16 protein-coding genes are annotated in these 18,394 nt (G+C 61.1%); 5 read left to right on the top strand and 11 right to left on the bottom strand.

Annotation, left to right across the window (positions count from 1 at the left end; genetic code table 11):
- Window positions 1-35: 35 nt before the first annotated feature.
- Both C9411_RS23775 and C9411_RS23770 read right to left on the bottom strand, forming a co-directional pair.
- Window positions 36-1,697, bottom strand: coding sequence for an AsmA family protein (locus C9411_RS23775; RefSeq protein WP_107228047.1), 1,662 nt, complete (start codon window positions 1,695-1,697; stop codon window positions 36-38).
- 128 nt (window positions 1,698-1,825) lie between these two features.
- The gene (locus C9411_RS23770) at window positions 1,826-3,226 is read right to left on the bottom strand and encodes an NCS2 family protein (RefSeq protein ID WP_107228046.1); all 1,401 of its coding nucleotides are present in this window, start codon (window positions 3,224-3,226) and stop codon (window positions 1,826-1,828) included.
- Between the two features lie 240 nt (window positions 3,227-3,466).
- On the opposite strand from C9411_RS23770, the gene gltS reads away from it, so the two are divergent.
- Entirely contained in the window at window positions 3,467-4,678 is a 1,212-nt protein-coding gene (gene gltS / locus C9411_RS23765; RefSeq protein ID WP_033649747.1) for a sodium/glutamate symporter, read from the top strand.
- A 44-nt stretch (window positions 4,679-4,722) separates the two neighbouring features.
- Here the strand turns inward: gltS and recG are convergent, their stop codons facing one another.
- From recG to C9411_RS23735, 6 genes are all read right to left on the bottom strand, one after another.
- A complete protein-coding gene (gene recG / locus C9411_RS23760; RefSeq protein WP_063991288.1) occupies window positions 4,723-6,804 on the bottom strand; it encodes an ATP-dependent DNA helicase RecG in 2,082 nt (693 codons plus the stop codon).
- Window positions 6,801-7,496: a tRNA (guanosine(18)-2'-O)-methyltransferase TrmH gene (trmH, locus tag C9411_RS23755; protein WP_033639122.1), complete on the bottom strand. Its 696-nt coding sequence runs from the start codon at window positions 7,494-7,496 to the stop codon at window positions 6,801-6,803. Before trmH ends, recG begins: the two co-directional genes overlap by 4 nt.
- Before the next feature lie 5 nt (window positions 7,497-7,501).
- Window positions 7,502-9,613 carry a bifunctional GTP diphosphokinase/guanosine-3',5'-bis pyrophosphate 3'-pyrophosphohydrolase gene (spoT, locus tag C9411_RS23750; RefSeq protein ID WP_004931224.1) on the bottom strand — a complete coding sequence of 704 codons (2,112 nt, stop codon included), beginning with the start codon at window positions 9,611-9,613 and terminating at the stop codon, window positions 7,502-7,504.
- Window positions 9,614-9,631: 18 nt separating this feature from the next.
- Window positions 9,632-9,907 carry a DNA-directed RNA polymerase subunit omega gene (rpoZ, locus tag C9411_RS23745; RefSeq protein WP_004931221.1) on the bottom strand — a complete coding sequence of 92 codons (276 nt, stop codon included), beginning with the start codon at window positions 9,905-9,907 and terminating at the stop codon, window positions 9,632-9,634.
- Between the two features lie 54 nt (window positions 9,908-9,961).
- On the bottom strand, window positions 9,962-10,585 hold the full coding sequence (gmk, locus tag C9411_RS23740; RefSeq protein ID WP_004931218.1) for a guanylate kinase: 624 nt from the start codon (window positions 10,583-10,585) through the stop codon (window positions 9,962-9,964).
- A gap of 205 nt (window positions 10,586-10,790) precedes the next feature.
- Window positions 10,791-12,314: an MFS transporter gene (locus C9411_RS23735; protein ID WP_063991289.1), complete on the bottom strand. Its 1,524-nt coding sequence runs from the start codon at window positions 12,312-12,314 to the stop codon at window positions 10,791-10,793.
- A 115-nt stretch (window positions 12,315-12,429) separates the two neighbouring features.
- On the opposite strand from C9411_RS23735, the gene C9411_RS23730 reads away from it, so the two are divergent.
- The gene (locus C9411_RS23730; protein ID WP_107228045.1) at window positions 12,430-13,326 is read left to right on the top strand and encodes a LysR family transcriptional regulator; all 897 of its coding nucleotides are present in this window, start codon (window positions 12,430-12,432) and stop codon (window positions 13,324-13,326) included.
- Here the strand turns inward: C9411_RS23730 and C9411_RS23725 are convergent.
- Window positions 13,320-13,937, bottom strand: a complete 618-nt coding sequence (locus C9411_RS23725; protein WP_107228054.1) for a trimeric intracellular cation channel family protein — start codon at window positions 13,935-13,937, stop codon at window positions 13,320-13,322. The genes C9411_RS23730 and C9411_RS23725 overlap by 7 nt on opposite strands.
- A gap of 253 nt (window positions 13,938-14,190) precedes the next feature.
- On the opposite strand from C9411_RS23725, the gene C9411_RS23720 reads away from it, so the two are divergent.
- On the top strand, window positions 14,191-14,625 hold the full coding sequence (locus C9411_RS23720; protein ID WP_063991291.1) for a DUF3574 domain-containing protein: 435 nt from the start codon (window positions 14,191-14,193) through the stop codon (window positions 14,623-14,625).
- A gap of 34 nt (window positions 14,626-14,659) precedes the next feature.
- Here the strand turns inward: C9411_RS23720 and C9411_RS23715 are convergent, their stop codons facing one another.
- Window positions 14,660-15,844, bottom strand: coding sequence for a NupC/NupG family nucleoside CNT transporter (locus tag C9411_RS23715; RefSeq protein ID WP_004931212.1), 1,185 nt, complete (start codon window positions 15,842-15,844; stop codon window positions 14,660-14,662).
- A gap of 362 nt (window positions 15,845-16,206) precedes the next feature.
- Between C9411_RS23715 and C9411_RS23710 the strand changes: the two genes are divergently transcribed.
- A complete protein-coding gene (locus C9411_RS23710) occupies window positions 16,207-16,596 on the top strand; it encodes a hypothetical protein (protein ID WP_107228044.1) in 390 nt (129 codons plus the stop codon).
- Between the two features lie 55 nt (window positions 16,597-16,651).
- Here C9411_RS23710 and C9411_RS23705 read toward each other — a convergent pair whose 3' ends face one another.
- A complete protein-coding gene (locus C9411_RS23705; protein ID WP_063991293.1) occupies window positions 16,652-17,515 on the bottom strand; it encodes a YicC/YloC family endoribonuclease in 864 nt (287 codons plus the stop codon).
- A 126-nt stretch (window positions 17,516-17,641) separates the two neighbouring features.
- Between C9411_RS23705 and rph the strand changes: the two genes are divergently transcribed.
- A complete protein-coding gene (rph, locus tag C9411_RS23700) occupies window positions 17,642-18,358 on the top strand; it encodes a ribonuclease PH (protein ID WP_025160305.1) in 717 nt (238 codons plus the stop codon).
- Window positions 18,359-18,394 lie beyond the last annotated feature (36 nt).

Here is an 18,394-nt window from a genome sequence, read left to right as displayed (position 1 = left end):
GGCGGCCCTGCCTTAAGGGCGGGCCGCGTAGTGCATTACGGCAGTTGTTGGTTCACCGCTTGGCCGTCGCCGGCGGTGGCCTGCAGATTGCCTTTCAACGAGGCTTTGAACGGCCCGTCGCTGTTCAGCAGCCCTTTCAACTGCAGTTCAAGGTTGCCGTCGCCCGTCAGCGGTACCGGCTGCCATCCCCATTGCTGCAAGGTGTTGATCGGTACCGAACGGCCGTGCAGCGTCAGTTGGAACGGCTTGCCCGGCAGCTGATCGACGGTCGCTTTGGCCTCAAGCAACCCATTAGGCATAAAGGCGCTGAGCTCGGTGACGTTAATCTGATTGGCGTCGGCGTTCAGCGCCAGCGAAGGGCGCCGCACGTCTATCTTGTTGAAGGTCGCCTCGCTGCCGTTCAGGTTCAGCGAGCCGGACCAGATGCCCCACTGGCGATCGCGCGCCAGCAGCAGGTTGCTGCCATAGCCGTCCAGCGCGGTGATCTGGAACGGGAAGGCCGGGTTGATATCGATGATCAGATTGCGGTTGGTGGTCAGCTTGGTGACGTACACCTCCGCCAGCCAGTCCGGCAGCGGTTTCAGCCACAGCTCGCGCCAGTCGATCGGCAGGGTGTACTCCAGCGCCGCCATGGCCACTTCGTCCAGCTGCAGGCGTTTGCCCGCGCGCAGCCAGTTGCCGGAGGTGCGCAGCAGCCCGCCTTCCCAGCGGGTGGTGAATTGCTGAATGGCGATGCCGGCGGAGGAGAGCCGCAGGGTGGCGATCGGATCGATCAGGTGGAAACTGCCGTTGATCACATCGCTGGCGTTGACGTTGAGCGAGCCGTCTTCGCTGCGCCAGTCGCCTTTTTCCATGCTGACGTTTTGCAGCGACAGATCGAGATCGTTAAACGCCCACGCCTTGCCTTCCAGGCGCGCGTCTATCAGATCGAAACGCTTGAGGGTGACCGGCGGCAGGGTAGTAAAGCGCTGCATGAATTCCGCCAGCGTCAACGGGGTTTGCAGGCGCACGCCGCTCAGCCGCAGGCGATCCACCTGCCAGCTGCCGTCGACGGCACGGCTGGCCACGCCGGTCAGGTCGCCCTGCGCCAGATCGGCGCCGAAGTTGTTCAACAGCAGCTGGCCCTGCTTTTGCTCCCCTTGCACCAACACCTTCGAGGCGGGGATGCCGTTCAGCGTCATCGAACCGGCGCTGAACTGAAACTGGTTGTTGTCCCCCAGCAGATGGCCGGCCAGCGGGCGCCACGGCGTGATGCCGGCAGTGACCTGCTGCGCGTTGAGCTGCCACTCGTTATCGTTGGACTGTAACGCCATGTTGCTCAGCTGCAGCACGTCGGCCTGTACAGGCAGCGCCGCCGCCTGCGGCTGCACGTTCAGCGTGCCGTCGCGCAGCGTGACGCTGTGGAAATAGCGCGGCTCGGTGATTTGGCGCAGGCTGAGGCCCAGATCGACGCGTTTGGCGACCAGCGCCTGCGGCTGGCCGTTACGTGCCAGCTGGACGTCTTCCAGACCGATCTGGTCCGGCTGGCTCCACGAATGGGTTATTTTTCCTATCGACAGGCGGTATTCGCTGTTGTCGCTGATCCAGGCGCTCAGGCGGCCTGCCGCCCAGCGGGTTTGCCCCACCAGGTACAGCACCACTACCGCCAGCACGATCAGCAGCAGCAACGTCAGCAACAGCTTTCCGATAAATTTCATCGTCTACATCCGCATCGGTCAAAAAAGATACCCTGTTTATGCCGCAATTGGCCGGGCATCTCAAGGGCAATGGTCTGATAGACAATAAAAAACGGCCGCAAGCGGCCGTTTGAACGTCAATGGGCGGGTTACTTCTTCTCGTGTTCCTGCGGGAACACCAGGTTCAGCACGATGGCGGTAATGCCGCCGGCGGCGATGCCGGAAGAGAGCAGGGTTTTCAGCCAGTTCGGCGCGAACTGCAGGATCAGCGGCTGCTGGGAGACGCCCATGCCGACGGCCAGCGACAGCGCCATGATCATGATGGCACGGCGGTTCAGACGCTCGCGCGACACGATGCGCACGCCGGAGGCGGCGATGGTGCCGAACATCACGATGGTCGCGCCGCCCAGGACCGGCTCGGGAATGTGCTGCACGAAGCCGGCCACCGCCGGGAACAGCCCCAGCGCGATCAGCATCAGCGCCACCACGAAGCCGACGTAGCGGCTGGCGACGCCGGTCAGCTGGATCACGCCGTTGTTCTGGCCGAAGCAGGAGTTAGGGAAGGTGTTGAACACCGCCGACAGCATCGAGTTCAGGCCGTTGGCCAGCACGCCGCCCTTCAGGCGCTTCATATACAGCGGCCCGCTGACCGGCTGTTCGGAGACGTCGGAGGTAGCGGTGATGTCGCCGATGGTCTCCAGCGAGGTGACCATAAAGATCAGCATCAGCGGCAGCAGCAGGTTCCAGTCGAAGCCCAGGCCGTAATAGAGCGGCGTGGGGATAGTGATTGCCGCCGTGGGGGCCGCCGGGGCATCGGCGGGCAGCATGTCCATCGCCCAGGCCAACAGATAGCCGACCGCCATGGCGATCACCAGCGAAGCCACGCGCAGGTAAGGATTGCGCTGGCGGTTCAGCAGGATGATCACGGCCAGCACCGCGCCGGCCAGCAGCAGGTTTTTCGGCGAGCCGAAGCTATGATCGTTCATCGCGGCGTAGCCGCCGCCGATCGAGGTCAGGCCGACCTGAATCAGCGACAGGCCGATGATCATCACCACGATGCCGGAAACCAGCGGGGTGATGATGCGGCGAGCCAGATGCAGCACGCGCGACAGCAAAATTTCGGTGCAGGAGGCGACCATCAGGGTGCCGAACAGCGCGGCCATCATGGTCGGCACATCGGCGCCGCCGTTTTTCAGCGCCAGACCGCCCATGATCAGCGGCGAAACGAAGTTGAAGCTGGTGCCCTGAATCGACAGCAGCCCGGAACCCACCGGCCCCCAGGTTTTGATTTGCAGAATGGAAGCCAGACCGGAGGCGAACAGCGACATGCTGATGATGTGCTGGGTATCCTGTGCCGGCAGGCCTAGCGCCTGGCAGATCAGCAGGGCCGGAGTGATCACCGCGACGAACATCGCCAACAGATGCTGGCCGGCGGCAAACAGCGTTTGCGGCAGCGGCGGGCGATCTTCCAGGCGATAAATCAGTTCACTGGCGCGGGGTTCTGAGGCGGCTTGGCGTGCGGCATCAAGCTCGGAGGATGACATGCTCATGGTGTGGCGTTTCCAGATACGGCAAAGCAGGCATTTTAATGCTCCTCCCCGCAAAAGCAAACGGTTGCGCGTAAATATTATGCTGCCGACTTTCTCGTTTATGTCGCATTTTCATTCATTTTTTCTTGTCATCTCAGCGTTTTTTACTTCTAATCCCGCACTCATCAAGTTTAAAAACTAAGTGGTTTTCTATAACTTATTATTTTTATTTGGATCTTTTCCCTTACATGGAGTACCTGGATGTTTCATCTTGATACTTATGGCACGTTAGTCGCGGCGACGCTGGTTTTGCTCCTCGGGGGCAAGTGCGTCAGAACCATTCCTCTGCTGCGAAAATATACCATTCCTGCTCCCGTCGCCGGCGGTTTGCTGGTGGCCCTTCTGCTGTTAGCCCTGAAAAAGCTCGTCAACTGGGAAATCAGTTTTGACATGTCGCTGAAGGACCCGCTGATGCTGGCCTTCTTCGCTACCATCGGTCTGAACGCCAACCTGGCGCGTTTGCGCGCCGGTGGCAAGGTGCTGGTGGTATTCCTGTTCGTGGTGCTGGGGCTGCTTATCGTGCAGAACGCCATCGGCATCGGCATGGCGAAAATGCTGGGGCTGGATCCGCTGATGGGCCTGATCGCCGGGTCGATCACCCTGTCGGGCGGCCATGGTACCGGGGCCGCCTGGAGCAAGCTGTTCATCGAGCGCTACGGTTTTGAAAACGCGACGGAAGTTGCCATGGCCTGTGCCACCTTCGGCCTGGTGCTGGGCGGCCTGATCGGCGGCCCGGTGGCGCGCTATCTGGTCAAACACTCCTCCACGCCGGAAGGCACCCCGGATGACAGCGTGCAGCCGAGCGGCTTCGAGAAGCCTGAAAGCGGCCGCCTGATCACCTCGTTGGTGATGATCGAAACCATCGCCATGATCGCCATCTGTCTGAGTCTGGGGCAACTGATTGCCGGTCTGCTGAGCGGCACGGTGTTTGAACTGCCGAACTTTGTTTGCGTGCTGTTCGTCGGGGTGATCCTCAGCAACACGCTGGCCTTCACCGGTTTCTATACCGTGTTCGAGCGCGCGGTATCGGTGCTGGGCAACGTGAGCCTGTCGCTGTTCCTGGCGATGGCACTGATGAGCCTGCGCCTGTGGGAGCTGGCCTCGCTGGCGCTGCCGATGCTGGCGATCCTGGCGGTGCAGACGCTGGTCATGGCGCTGTACGCGATCTTCGTTACCTACCGGGTGATGGGTAAAAACTACGACGCGGCGGTGCTGGCCGCTGGCCACTGCGGCTTCGGCATGGGCGCCACGCCGACGGCGATCGCCAACATGCAGGCGATCACCGATCGCTTCGGTCCGTCGCACGTGGCGTTTTTGGTGGTGCCGATGGTGGGGGCATTCTTTATCGATATCGCCAATGCCATCGTCATCAAGCTGTATCTGCTGCTGCCGGTGTTCCCGGCGGTGGGGTGATATCGCGAGTCATCACGGAAAGAGGGCGCCTGCGGCGCCCTTTTTTATGCGTTGGAATAACGCGCCTTCTCCGGCAGCCAGCGTTCAATCAGCGCCTGGGCGTGCTCCGGATAATGCTGATGGAGATGGCGAGCGACGCGCTGCACTTCGGGGATCATCGCCTGATCGCGCAGCAGATCCGCCACCTTGAATTCGGCGCTGCCGGTCTGGCGGGTGCCCAGCAGCTCGCCCGGACCGCGGATCTCCAGATCGCGCTGCGCGATGACGAAGCCATCGTTGCTGTCGCGCAGCACCTGCAGGCGCGTTTGCGCAGTCTTGCTCAGCGGCGTTTTGTACAGCAGCACGCAGTGTGAGGCCACGGCGCCGCGTCCTACGCGGCCGCGCAGCTGGTGCAGCTGCGCCAGGCCCAGCCGCTCCGGGTTTTCGATGATCATCAGGCTGGCGTTCGGCACGTCGACGCCGACTTCGATCACCGTAGTGGCGACCAGCAGCTGCAGCTCGCCCTGTTTAAACGCCTGCATCACCGCCTGCTTTTCCTGCGCTTTCATGCGGCCGTGCACCAGCGCCACCTTCAGCTCCGGCAGCGCGGTTTTCAATTCTTCCCAGGTGGCTTCCGCCGCCTGTGCTTCCAGCAGTTCGGACTCTTCGATCAGCGTACACACCCAGTAAGCCTGCCGCCCCTCTTCCAGACAGGCGCTCTTCACCCGTTGAATGATGTCGGCGCGGCGGGTATCGGGGATGGCGACGGTGGTCACCGGCGTGCGGCCCGGCGGCAGCTCGTCGATGACCGAGGTATCGAGATCGGCATAGGCGGTCATTGCCAGCGTGCGCGGGATCGGCGTGGCGGTCATGATCAGCTGATGGGCGTGGAAGCCTTGCTCTTCGCCTTTCTCCCACAGCGCCAGCCGCTGATGAACCCCGAAGCGGTGCTGCTCATCGATGATCACCAGCGCCAGCCCGTTGAACTGCACCTGCTCCTGGAAGATGGCGTGGGTGCCGACCACCATCGACACCTGGCCGCTGGCGATGGCTTCCTGCTGCGCGATGCGCGCCTTGCCTTTCTGTTTGCCGGCCAGCCAGCCGACCTCAAGCCCCAGCGGCTCGAACCACTGACGGAAATTGTTGGCGTGCTGCTCGGCCAGCAGCTCGGTCGGCGCCATCAGCGCCACCTGCTTGCCGTGCGCGATGGCGCGCAGTGCCGCCAGCGCCGCCACCAGCGTTTTGCCTGAGCCGACGTCGCCCTGCACCAGCCGCATCATCGGGAAGTCTTTTTGCATATCGGCTTCGATGTCGGCCACCACGCGCGTTTGCGCGCCGGTCGGCGAGAACGGCAACTGGGCGAGAAAACGGTTTTTGAGCCGATCGTCCGGCAGCAGCGGCTGCGCCTGATAACTCTGCGCGCCGGCGCGCACCGCCAGCATGCTGAGGTTATGCGCCAGCAGTTCTTCGAGGATCAGGCGTTTTTGCGCCGGGTGTTTGCCCAGCTCCAGATCCGCCAACTGGATGTCCGGCGGCGGGCGATGCAGGGTGTGCAGCGCCTGCGGCAGGCTCATCAGGCCGCCGCTCAGCTCCGGCGGCAGCAGCTCGGCGATGGCGCAGGTATCCAGCAGCTCCAGCGCCTGGTCGGTCAGCTTGCGCAGCGTGGCCTGCCGCACCCCTTCAGTGGTGGGGTAAACCGGCGTCAGCGACTCCTGCAGCTCGACCTCGCTGGCTTCGCCCTGAATGCGGTATTCCGGATGGATGATTTCCGCGCCGTGGTTGCCGCGCTTGATCTCGCCATAGGCGGTCACGCGGCGGCCGGTGGCCAGGCTGTTCTTCATTGCGGCGTTGAAGTTGAAGAACCGCATGGTGAGGATGCCGGTGCCGTCGCTGATCTGGCAGGTTAACATGCGGCGGCGGCCGAAGCTGATGTCGCTGCGCAGCACTTCCCCTTCTACCGTGGCGTAGATGCCCGGCAGCAGATCGTTGATCGGGTAGAGGCGAGTGCGGTCTTCGTAGCGCAGCGGCAGGTGCAGCAGCAGATCCTGAATGGTCTCGAGGCCAATTTTGGCCAGTTTGCCCGCCTGGCTGGCGCCAACCCCGGAAAGCGTGGTGAGTGGGACAGCATCCAGCAGGCGGCCTTTCATTTGCGCACCGTCGCCTGCATGGCCGCCCACCATTCGGCGCTGGCGACCACCTGGCCCTGCTCGTCAATCTGCGGGCGCGGCAGCCCTTTGCGCTTGGCCACGTTGGCCAGCACCGGGTAACCGCCTTCGAACAGCAGACGCTGCTGCTCTTCTTCATCCAGCATACTGTTGTCGCGGCGATACAGGCCGGCGTTCTGCCGCTGGCGCTGCGCTTCATACAGGATCAGTGCCGAGGCCACGGAGACGTTGAGCGATTGCACCATGCCGATCATCGGAATGACGATGTCCTGATCGGCCAGCGCCAGCGCTTCTTCGGTGATGCCGGTTTTTTCCTGGCCGAGCAGCACGCAGGTTGGTCGGGTGTAGTCCACCTCGCGGAAATCAACCGCGCGCGCAGACAGGTTGGTGGCCAGAATTTGCATGCCCTGCGCTTTCAGGTGACCGACCGCGTCGCCGATGGTGGGATGGGTTTTAACGCTGACCCAGCTGTTGCTGCCGGCGGCGGAGGAAACCAGGGTGCGCATACGGGTGGTGGGCCACACGGCGTGGACCTGATGCACGCCGACGGCGTCGGCGGTGCGGATAATGGCGGAGACGTTATGCGGCTTGTGCACTTGCTCCAGGCAGACCGTCAAATCCGGCTGCCGGGTCGCGAGCATTTCACAAATCCGCGCATAGCGTTCAGGACTCATAAGCGCTAGTTTCGGTTGCGGTTAACTTTGATCACATCCGGCATGATACGGATTTTACGCATAATGTTTGCCAAATGGATGCGATCGCGGGTGGTCAAGCGGATAAAGGCGCTATAAACCCGACCGTCTTTCTCTTCGGTGTTCAGGCTCTGAATATTGGACTCGGCCGCGTTGATCGCCGCCGTCAGGTTGGCCAGCGCGCCCTGGTGGTTAAACATATCCACCTTGATCTCGGCGATGAACTCCTGCTCGGTCTCTTTATCCCACTCGACCGCCATGAACTTCTCAGGCTCTTTCTGATAGCCGCGAATATTGCGGCAGGATTCATGGTGGATCACCAGCCCTTTGCCCGGGCTGACGTGAGCGATAATCGGGTCGCCCGGAATCGGACGGCAGCACTTGGCGAAGGTGATCAACACCCCGTCGGCGCCCTTGATGGCCAGGTTACGCACGCCGGAGGAGGTGCCCAGGCTGGACTGATCGCCCTGCAGGTTCTTCGCTACCACCACGCTCATGGCGTTGCCTAGGCCGATTTCCGCCAGCAGATCGTCCAGCGTCGCCAGCTTCATGCGGTCCAGCTCGTGCTGAATGTTTTCCTGCGGGATTTCGGCCAGCTTGCGGCTGCCGCCCAACGCATGGTTGAGCAGACGGCGGCCGAGGCCAACGGAGTCGTCACGCTTGAGGTTCTTCAACATCTGGCGGATTTTGGCGCGCGCTTTCGAGCTGACCACGAAGTTCAGCCAGGCGGCGTTGGGCCGTGCGCCCGGTGCGGTGATGATCTCGACGGTTTGGCCGCTGGTCAGCGACTGCGACAGCGGGTACGGCTGACGATCGACGCGTGCGCCGACGCAGGCATGGCCGATATCGGTATGCACCGCATAGGCGAAGTCGACCGGCGTGGCGCCGGCGGGCAGCTCGACGATGCGGCCTTCCGGGGTGAAAACGTAAATCTCATCCGGGAACAGATCGGATTTGACGCTCTCGATAAATTCAAACGAACTGCCGGCACTTTGCTGCAGCTCCAGCAGGCTTTGCATCCAGCGCTGGGCGCGGATCTGCGCCGTGGTGCCGGTTTCGCCCTGTTCTCTTTCCTTGTAAGCCCAGTGCGCGGCCACCCCCATCTCAGCCATCTGATCCATATCTTCGGTGCGGATCTGCACTTCGACCGGCACGCCGTGCGGGCCGATCAGCGAGGTATGCAGCGATTGATAGCCGTTGGCCTTGGGAATGGCGATGTAATCTTTTACTCGCCCCGGGCGCGGTTTGTACAGGCTATGCACCTGGCCGAGCACGCGGTAGCAGGTATCGACCTCTTTCACGATCACCCGGAACGCGTAGATATCCATGATGGAATGGAAACGCTGTTCTTTGAGGTGCATCTTGAGGTAGATAGAGTAGAGGTGTTTTTCCCGCCCGCTGACGCGACAGGCGATGCCGGCTTCGGTCAGCCGCCCTTCGATCTCGGAGAGGATTTTTTGAATCATCTCTTTGCGGTTGCCGCGCGCGGCCTTCACCACTTCCTTGATCACGCGATAGCGGTTCGGATACAGCGCCTCGAAACCCAGCTCTTCCAGCTCGGTTTTCAGGTGATGAATACCCAGACGGTGGGCGAGGGGGCTGTAGATTTCCAGGGTTTCACGCGCGATGCGCCGGCGTTTGTCGGGGCGCAGCGAACCAAGGGTGCGCATGTTGTGCGTACGGTCGGCCAGCTTGATCAGCACGACGCGGATATCCTGCACCATCGCCATGATCATCTTGCGGAAGTTTTCCGCCTGCGCTTCTTTCTTGTCCTGGAACTTCAGCTTGTCGAGCTTGGAGACGCCCTCAACCAGTTCGGCGACGCTCTTGCCGAACAGCTGTTCCATATCCTGATAGGTGGCTGGGGTGTCTTCGATGACGTCGTGCAGCAATGCCGCCATCAGCGTCTCGTGATCGAGACGCATTTCCGCCAGGATGCAGGCCACGGCGACCGGGTGAGTAATGTAAGGCTCACCGCTGGAGCGTGTCTGGCCCTCGTGCGCGTCGCGCGCGACGAGGTATGCCTGTTTGAGGCGCTTAATCTGCTCCTCGGGCAGGTAACGTTGAATCAGCAGATTCAGGCTTTCAAACAGGTACAAGGCGGACTCGCAGTCTAATTAACGACGACCTTCAGCAATCGCGGTAACCGCTTGAATCTCTGCGGCTTCCTGCTCTTGCTGTTCCTGGCGCTCACGCACGTCGAGGATCTGGCTGGTGATCAGGCCTTCTTCGATTTCGCGCAGGGCGATAACGGTGTACTTGTCGTTCTCTTCCGGAACCAGTGCATCTTTGCCGCCGGTCTGGATCTGACGCGCCCGACGAGCAGCGACCAACACCAGGTCAAAACGGTTACCAATTTTCTCTACAGCGTCTTGAACAGTTACGCGTGCCATATTTGTGCTACTCCACAGGTGACGAAAAGACTGGGCATGATACTGAAACTGCCTTCAGTCTGCCAATAGTTTGCTGATTAAAGCGTCATGCCGCAGCAACTGGCGGCCCAAACGCAGGCGTTCGGCGCGAATGATGGTCTTCAGATCGGACAGCGCCAGATCGAAATCATCGTTCACGATCAGGTAATCGTACTCCGCGTAATGCGTCATTTCCGCCACGGCCTGAGCCATGCGCTTGGCGATCACCTCTTCGGAATCCTGCCCGCGCCCGCGAAGGCGGCGGCCCAGTTCTTCCTTCGACGGCGGCAGAATGAAGATGCTGCGCGCCTGCGGCATTTTGGCGCGGATTTGCTGTGCGCCCTGCCAGTCGATATCCAGAAACACGTCTACGCCGGTTGCCAACACTTGTTCGATGGCGGCGCGCGAGGTGCCGTAATAGTTGCCGAACACTTCGGCGTGCTCAAGAAACGCGTCCTGCTCGATCATCCGGCGGAATTCGTCTTTCGAGACGAAGAAATAGTGTTCGCCGTGATTTTCACCTGGGCGGCTGTCGCGCGTGGTGTGCGAAACCGAAACCTGCGTGTCGTACAGCGGTTGCGTCTTTAACAAAGCCTGAATCAGACTTGATTTACCTGCGCCACTGGGAGCAGAGACAATATAAAGCGTGCCTTGAGCCATGATGATGTTCGTTGATAACGGTTGATATGCCAATAACAGCGGATGTGTATTTTCTCCGCACAGTATACACGGCTAACGCGCCGGGTGCAGCGTTAGCTCGCATTTTGCCCGCCGCTTTGCGCGGAAAAAGCGGCGAATGAGCGAATTTGCGCGTCGAAGGGCAACATTTCAGCAGTTTTGGCCTCGGCGGCGAGGCCATGTCAGATTACGGCGCGTCGGTAATGCGGGGGGCGGACGAAGGGGTTTCCCGTGCGGGGTGGCGGAGAAAGAGAAAGATAATGACGGCGGACGCCAGCGTCGTCAGGGCGAGTAGGTACAGCAGATTCTGGAAAGCCAGTTCGTAGGCGTGCTTCAGCCGTGCGGCGTCCGCATTGAGCAGGGCGGTCGCCCGCGGCATATCCCCCATGGCCAGGGCGTGCGCGCCGGCGGCGTTTGCGGTTGGGGGAGCGAGATGGCGCCCAACCAACAAAGCCAACAGGGCACCGACGATCGCCAATGCAATGCCTTCCCCCGCGACGCGAACGGTGCTGAAAATGCCGGTCGCCATGCCCGCTCGCTCTCGCGGCACGACGCTGACGGCTAAACCGTCCATCAATCCCCAGGGCAAGCTGATACCGCAACCGATGGTCAGCATCGGTAGCAGTAACCGCGCGAGCGATTGCCCCGGCGCATAGTGCGCCAGCCATGCCAGCCCGGCGGCGCAAATCAACAAGCCGAGGCTGGAAACGGCGCCGGCGGAAAAGCGGTGAGCGAATGCCCCGGTCAGCAGCGGCAGCACCAGCATTGGTGCGGACAACGTCAGCATCATCATGCCGGTTTCCACGGTGCTGTAACCCTCGATGCCGATAAATCGGAGGGGAAGTAGCACCAGCAACACCACGTACGAATAGGCCGGCGCTGCCGCCAACAGCTGTACGCCGACAAAGCGCGGGTAGCGAAACAGCGACAGATCGAGCATCGGCCGAGCGGTGCGGCGTTCAATCAGGATAAAAGCCAGCATAAACAGCAGCGCGCCGGTCAGCGGCCTAATGACTTGCGTGCTGCTCCAGCCGCTGTCGGGCGCCAGCAGCACGGCGTAAGTCAACAGCGACAGCGCCAGCGTAAAGACGATGGCGCCGGGCCAATCGAGGCGAGAGGCGGCGGGATCGCGCGATTCGGGCATATCGCGCTGGCCGCTGAACAATGCAATGGCGCTGAGCAGCGCCAGGCAGAGAAAAAGCGCGCGCCAGCCGAAGAGCTGCGTCAGCGTGCCGGCCAGCAGCGGCCCGAATGCCAGCCCGATGCCGAACGTGGTGCCCAGCAGGCTGAAGGCCTTGCTTCTCTCCGGCCCGTTAAATACCTGGGCCAGGCTTGCGGTGCCGCCGGCCAGCGCGGCCGCGGCGGAGATGCCTTGCAGCGCGCGTATCGCGTCGAAGGACATAATGTCTTGCGCTGCGCTCATGAGCAGGGCGCTGAGCGCGAGCGCCGCCAATCCACAGATAAATACGCGCTTGCGGCCAAAACGATCGGCGAGCGCTCCGGCGAGCATCAGGCTGCAGCCGAAGGTCAGCATAAACGCGTTGGTGACCCAACTGAGCGCGACCAGTCCGCCGCCCAAATCTTTGGCGATCGCGGTGAGCGCGACTGCGGGGCCGGTAAAGCTCAACGGCATGATCAGGCCTGCGAGACACACGGAAAAGAGTATGAGCCAGCGCTGCGGGTGCGCATTCCGGGATGGATGAGCGTTCATGGGCGATTCCTGATGCGGTGGTTTCGATGGGTATGGATGATAAATAAGACTGAATAGGTTAAAAATAAGGCTGAATTCCACACTTTCAGGACAAAAACGCTCTAATGGGGGCCATATGGAAAGTTTGAGCGGGCTGCTGGCGTTTGTTCGCGCTGCCGAATCGTGCAGCTTTGTCGCTGCTGGGGAGCGATTGGGGGTGTCAGCCTCGGCGGTGGGTAAAAGCGTGGCGCGGCTGGAGGCGTCGTTGGGCGTTAGGCTGTTCAACCGCAGCACCCGGCGCATCAATTTGACGGAGGAAGGGGCGCTATTTTACGAACGCTGCCGGCGTATTGTTAGTGATATCGAGAACGCTGAAGCCGAGATGGCACGTATTTCAGAGGCGCCGCGCGGCAAGCTGCGCGTCAGCATGCCCGCCATCGGTTACCGCATGCTGGTGCCGCTGTTGGCTGATTTTACCGCACGTTATCCTGAGATTGAGTTGGATGTGGACTTCAACGATCGCATCGCGGATCTGATCGCCGAGGGCGTTGATGTGGCGGTTCGCGGCGGAGAGCTGGCTGATTCCCGCCTGATGGCGCGGCGTCTTGGACCGTTTCGCCAGGTTTTGGTCGGCGCGCCGGACTACTTCCGCCGGCGCGGAACGCCGTTGAAACCGGCGGATCTGCTCGAGCATGCTTGTTTGCGTTATCGCTTCCCGGGCGGGCAGCAGTTGCAAGCGTGGCGGCTGAGCGCCGACGATGAGGCGCTGTTGTTAAGCTTGCCGGTGACGATGAGTTTCAGCAGCGTTGAGGCGCTAATCCATGCGGCGCAGCAGGGATTGGGCATCGCCTACCTGCCGGATTTCACTTTGAGCCAGGCTCTGCGCGGCGGGCAGCTGACGGCGGTGCTGCAAGACAGCACGCCCGAGCGCGGCGCGTTTTCTGCCGTGTGGCCCTCTAACCGGCACATGTTGCCGAAAGTCCGGGTGTTCGTGGATTATCTGGCACGGTACATGCTGCCGGACGATCAGTGATCCGGATGCTGGTAGTTGAACACCGGCAGGCCGAGGCGGAAGCGCAGGGCGATCAGGCGCGCGCTCAGGCCGGCGACCAACGTGAGGATCACCACCAGATTGTGCGGCAGGCTGAGGTGCTGCAGGCCGATATACAGCCAGGCGGCGCTGAAGGAGATGCCGGCGTAGATCTCTTTCTGGAAAACCAGCGGGATGCGGTTGCAGAACATATCGCGCAGCACCCCGCCGAAGACGCCGGTGATCACCGCGGCGATGGCGGCGATAATGGTGCTATGCCCCATATCCAGGGCTACCTGTGCGCCGATGATGGAGAAGACGATCAGGCCGACGGCGTCGAGCACCAGGAACAGGCGGCGCAGATGGCGCATCAGAGGAGCCACCCAGGTGGTGACGATCGCCGCTATCGCGACGATGACGATGTATTCCGGGTGTTTGACCCAGCCCAATGGAAAATGCCCGAGCAGCATATCGCGCACCGACCCGCCGCCGATCGCCGTGACCGAAGCGATGATGATCACGCCGAACATGTCCATTTGGCGGCGGCCGGCCGCCAGCGCGCCGGTCATGGCTTCGGCGGTGATGCCGATGATATAAAGGATGCTCAGTAACATAAGGGATTCACAGCGTACTTGCGTCAGAATGATGGCCGGCAGGGTAATCGCCGCCGATGGCGCGCGCCACTGAGTTTTTTTCACCGATGGCGTTTCGGATTAATTTAGCTAATCCAAACTCCGTTTTTATTGCCGGTAACCAGCCTTTTTTAACATCTGGCTGTTGATGAAAGCATTAGAAATTTCGCGCTGGTTTCCATCGCTGACTATGCTTTTTGCAGCTAACCCTTCAACCGAGAAACCGAGACTGCAGATGAAAAACTCCCCGAAACTGGCCGCCGGCGCCGTGGTAGCCGCCCTGCTGCTGAGCGGCTGCGTGGCACCAGGCCACCAGGCTGTGCCATCCGCCCTGGCTTGCCGTGCTGGCGATCCGCTGGTGCAAACAACGCTCTACTTCGGCCTGAATCGCCCGGCGGGGCCGACGATCACCGCGGCCGAGTGGCAAACCTTCGTCGACAGCCAGGTGACGCCCCGCTTTAAAGACGGGCTGACGGTCTTTGATGCCAAAGGGCAGTGGCTGGGCCACGACGGCAAGCTGGCGCGCGAGAACAGCAAGGCGCTGCTGTTGATCCATTCGCCGGGCAAAGAGAGCGAGGCGAATATCGAGGCGCTACGCAGCGGCTATAAGCAGCAGTTTGCGCAGGATTCGGTGATGCGGGTGGATGCACCGGTGTGCGTGGCGTTTTAAAGCGAACTCCCGGCCATGCGGCCGGGAGTGGGGATTACAGCACTAGGCCGGCGATGGCCGCCGACAGCAGGCTCACCAGCGTCGAGCCATAAACCAGCTTCAGGCCAAAACGGGAAACCACGTTGCCTTGCTGCTCGTTCAGCCCCTTGATGGCACCGGCGACGATGCCGATGGAGGCGAAGTTGGCGAACGACACCAGGAACACCGACAGAATGCCCAGCCCGCGCGGCGACAGCTCCGCCGCGATTTTCTTCAGCTCAATCATCGCCACGAATTCGTTGGCCACCAGTTTGGTCGCCATGATGCTGCCCGCCTTCAGCGCCTCTTCCGCCGGGATGCCGATCAGCCAGGCCAGCGGATAGAACACATAGCCGAGGATCTGCTGGAAGCTGATGCCGAGCACCGCGGAGAACAGCGCATTGACGGCGGAGATCAGTGCGATAAAGCCGATCAGCATCGCCGCGATGATCATCGCAATCTTGAAGCCGGCCAGAATGTACTCACCCAACATTTCGAAGAAGCTCTGATCTTCATGCAGTTTGTTCAGCTTCAGCTCCGGCTCGTCTTCGACCTGATACGGGTTGATGATCGACAGGATGATGAAGGTGCTGAACATATTAAGGATCAAGGCCGCCACCACATATTGTGCGTCGATCATCGACATGTAGGCGCCGACGATGGAGAGCGAAACCGTCGACATGGCGGTCGCGGCCATGGTGTACATGCGGCGCGGCGAGATATCGCCGATGATGCCCTTGTAGGCGATAAAGTTCTCCGACTGCCCCAGCACCAGCGTGCTGACGGCGTTGAACGACTCCAGCTTGCCCATGCCGTTGACCTTGGACAGCAGGGTGCCGACCAGGCGGATGATCAGCGGCAGGATACGGAAATGCTGCAAAATGCCGATCAGGGCGGAAATAAAGATGATAGGGCACAAAACGCCGAGGAAGATGAACGCCAGGCCATCCTTGCTCATGCCGCCGAACACGAACTCCGATCCTTGGGCGGCGTAGGCGAGCAGGGTGTCGAAGAAGCCGGCGACGTGTTTGATCACGCTGAGCCCGCTGGCGGAATGCAGGAAGAAATAGGCCAGCGCGCCTTCGATCACCAGCAGCTGGATGATATAGCGCAGGCGGATTTTCTTGCGATTATTGCTGACCAGCAGCGCCAGGGCGATGATCACCACCAGAGCCATAATAAATTGCAGAATTTGTGGCATAAACGGTCCGTACGGTTCACGGGCAGGAAAAAAACACATTTAGCCACAGCATCGTCGTCCTTTCATTACCTTGCGTGATAATTAGAACAAAATACTTATGGCATGCGGGATATCTTGCCAAATGTCATCCACACGCGCTGTCCGGCAGTTTTTCATAAGCTCCCCGGCGAGCCCTCTCCCCAGAGGCATGCCGGCTCGCAACCTGATGCAATCGCCGTCACTCGCGTGCAAACGCCTGGAACCTGGATCGCAATGAGTGATTTTTCCCGACGCAAAGCGTGGTTTTCTTGGCTGAGGCGGAGAAACATGTTTGGGAAAGGTGCCGTGACCGGCGCGCATTTTCTCGAACAAGGAGGCGAACGATGAATACCGGCACGTTGCTCAGGGCGCTGGCCAACGGCGTTAATCCCGATACCGGCGAGCTGTTGAGACCGGCTTCTGCGGCCTGTGCGCCGGAGGCTATCCGCCTGCTGTTCGCGTTGGCCAACGAGTTCGATGGCGAGTCCGAACTGCAGGAAAAAGCCCGGCTGACGCCGGAAGAGAAGCGGCAGAAAAATCGCACCGAGGGTCGGCCGGCCAATGCCTACTTCCCCTGGTCGGAAGAGGAAAAACTGCGGCTGCGCGAGAGCCATGCGGCCGGGGCGACGCTGGAAGCGCTGAGCGATGAGTTCGAGCGCTCAACCTGGAGCATTACGGTGCAGCTACAGAAAATGGGGCTGACGGGTGAAGAGCAGGCGGCCGCTTATCGCTGATCTGTAGCCATAAAAAAGCCCGCTTGGCGCGGGCTTGGTGGCGTGCGGAGCGGGATCACTCGATATTCTGGATCTGCTCGCGCATCTGCTCGATCAGCACTTTCAGCTCGATGGCGGAAGCGGTGACGTCGGCGTTGATCGACTTGGAGGCCAGGGTGTTCGATTCGCGGTTGAACTCCTGCATCATAAAGTCGAGGCGGCGGCCGACGGCTTCTTTCTTCTTCAGGATGTTGTGCGTCTCTTTCACGTGCGCTTCCAGACGGTCCAGCTCTTCGGCGACGTCGATGCGTTGCGCCATCAGCACCAGCTCTTGCTCCAGGCGGGTGTTTTCCAGCTGTACCTGCGCCTCTTCCAGCTTGCTGACCAGACGCTCGCGCTGCCATTGCAGGATGTTCGGCATCTGGGCGCGCACTTTGACCACTTCGGCACTGACGCCGTCGAGGCGTTGTTCGATCAGCGTTTTCAGCGCGGCGCCTTCGCTTTCGCGTGCGACGATGAAGTCATCCAGCGCACCGTCCAGCGACTGCATCAGCTCGGCGCTGATGGCGTCCAGATCCTGCTCCTGCGCGGACATCACGCCCGGCCAGCGCAGCACGTCGATCGGGTTGATTTCCCCTTCGTCGCTCTGCATTTTCACCCAGTTGGCGGCTTCGACCAGCTGTTTGGCCAGTTTTTCGTTCAGGATCAGCGAGCTTTGCGCGCTTGGATCCAGTTCGAAACGCAGGTTGCATTCGACTTTGCCGCGGGTCAGGCGGCCACGGATACGTTCACGGATCACCGGCTCCAGGCTGCGGAATTGTTCCGGCAGGCGGATGTAGGTTTCTAAGTAGCGCTGGTTAACGGAACGCAGCTCCCAGGCTGCGCTGCCCCATTCACCCTTGATTTCACGCCGGGCGTAGGCGGTCATGCTGCGGATCATTGATGCGTACCCGTAATAGGAAAAGATGGGGCGATTATAGCGTCGCGGCTGCGGGCAGGATAGGCATTACGTCACGAAGCCCGTATAATGCGCAGCCAATCGTTGATTTGAAGCCGGAGAGAGCCCATGCGTCCTGCAGGCAGAGCACCACAGCAAGTTCGCCCCCTGACACTGACCCGTCACTATACCAAACACGCTGAAGGTTCAGTGCTGGTTGAGTTTGGCGATACCAAAGTCTTGTGCACCGCCACGGTAGAAGAGGGCGTTCCGCGCTTCCTGAAAGGCCAGGGGCAAGGTTGGATCACCGCCGAGTACGGCATGCTGCCGCGCTCTACCCACAGCCGCAATGCCCGTGAAGCCGCCAAAGGCAAGCAGGGTGGCCGCACGCTGGAGATCCAGCGTCTGATCGCGCGCTCGCTGCGCGCCGCGGTGGATCTGAAAAAGCTCGGTGAATTCACCATCACCCTCGACTGCGACGTACTGCAGGCCGACGGCGGTACCCGCACCGCCTCCATCTCCGGCGCCTGCGTGGCGCTGGCCGATGCGCTGAACACGCTGGTGGCCAACGGCAAGCTGAAAGCCAACCCGATGAAGGGCATGGTGGCGGCGGTTTCCGTCGGCATCGTCAATGGCGAAGCGCTGTGCGATCTGGAGTATGTGGAGGATTCCGCGGCGGAAACCGACATGAACGTAGTGATGATGGAAGATGGCCGCATGATTGAAGTGCAGGGTACCGCCGAAGGCGAGCCGTTCAGCCACGATGAGCTGTTGGCGCTATTGGCGCTGGCCCGAGGGGGCATCGAAACCATCTTCCAGGCGCAGAAAGCGGCGCTGGCGGACTGATTTTTTAAGGCGACTGAGAAGTCGCCTTTTTTATGC

The organism is Serratia sp. Nf2 (assembly GCF_003028435.1).
GTDB classification, from domain to species: Bacteria; Pseudomonadota; Gammaproteobacteria; order Enterobacterales; family Enterobacteriaceae; genus Serratia; species Serratia marcescens_L.
Note: the sequence above shows the minus strand (reverse complement) of the source record. Positions and strands in the feature narration are given on the sequence as shown.

Bases quoted from the DNA above. Each gene is read 5' to 3' on its own strand.
- C9411_RS23775 (WP_107228047.1), bottom strand. From the start codon at position 1,697: ATGAAATTTATCGGAAAGCTGTTGCTGACGTTGCTGCTGCTGATCGTG.
- C9411_RS23770 (WP_107228046.1), bottom strand. From the start codon at position 3,226: ATGAGCATGTCATCCTCCGAGCTTGATGCCGCACGCCAAGCCGCCTCA.
- gltS (WP_033649747.1), top strand. From the start codon at position 3,467: ATGTTTCATCTTGATACTTATGGCACGTTAGTCGCGGCGACGCTGGTT.
- recG (WP_063991288.1), bottom strand. From the start codon at position 6,804: ATGAAAGGCCGCCTGCTGGATGCTGTCCCACTCACCACGCTTTCCGGG.
- trmH (WP_033639122.1), bottom strand. From the start codon at position 7,496: ATGAGTCCTGAACGCTATGCGCGGATTTGTGAAATGCTCGCGACCCGG.
- rpoZ (WP_004931221.1), bottom strand. From the start codon at position 9,907: ATGGCACGCGTAACTGTTCAAGACGCTGTAGAGAAAATTGGTAACCGT.
- gmk (WP_004931218.1), bottom strand. From the start codon at position 10,585: ATGGCTCAAGGCACGCTTTATATTGTCTCTGCTCCCAGTGGCGCAGGT.
- C9411_RS23735 (WP_063991289.1), bottom strand. From the start codon at position 12,314: ATGAACGCTCATCCATCCCGGAATGCGCACCCGCAGCGCTGGCTCATA.
- C9411_RS23730 (WP_107228045.1), top strand. From the start codon at position 12,430: ATGGAAAGTTTGAGCGGGCTGCTGGCGTTTGTTCGCGCTGCCGAATCG.
- C9411_RS23725 (WP_107228054.1), bottom strand. From the start codon at position 13,937: ATGTTACTGAGCATCCTTTATATCATCGGCATCACCGCCGAAGCCATG.
- C9411_RS23720 (WP_063991291.1), top strand. From the start codon at position 14,191: ATGAAAAACTCCCCGAAACTGGCCGCCGGCGCCGTGGTAGCCGCCCTG.
- C9411_RS23715 (WP_004931212.1), bottom strand. From the start codon at position 15,844: ATGCCACAAATTCTGCAATTTATTATGGCTCTGGTGGTGATCATCGCC.
- C9411_RS23710 (WP_107228044.1), top strand. From the start codon at position 16,207: ATGAATACCGGCACGTTGCTCAGGGCGCTGGCCAACGGCGTTAATCCC.
- C9411_RS23705 (WP_063991293.1), bottom strand. From the start codon at position 17,515: ATGATCCGCAGCATGACCGCCTACGCCCGGCGTGAAATCAAGGGTGAA.
- rph (WP_025160305.1), top strand. From the start codon at position 17,642: ATGCGTCCTGCAGGCAGAGCACCACAGCAAGTTCGCCCCCTGACACTG.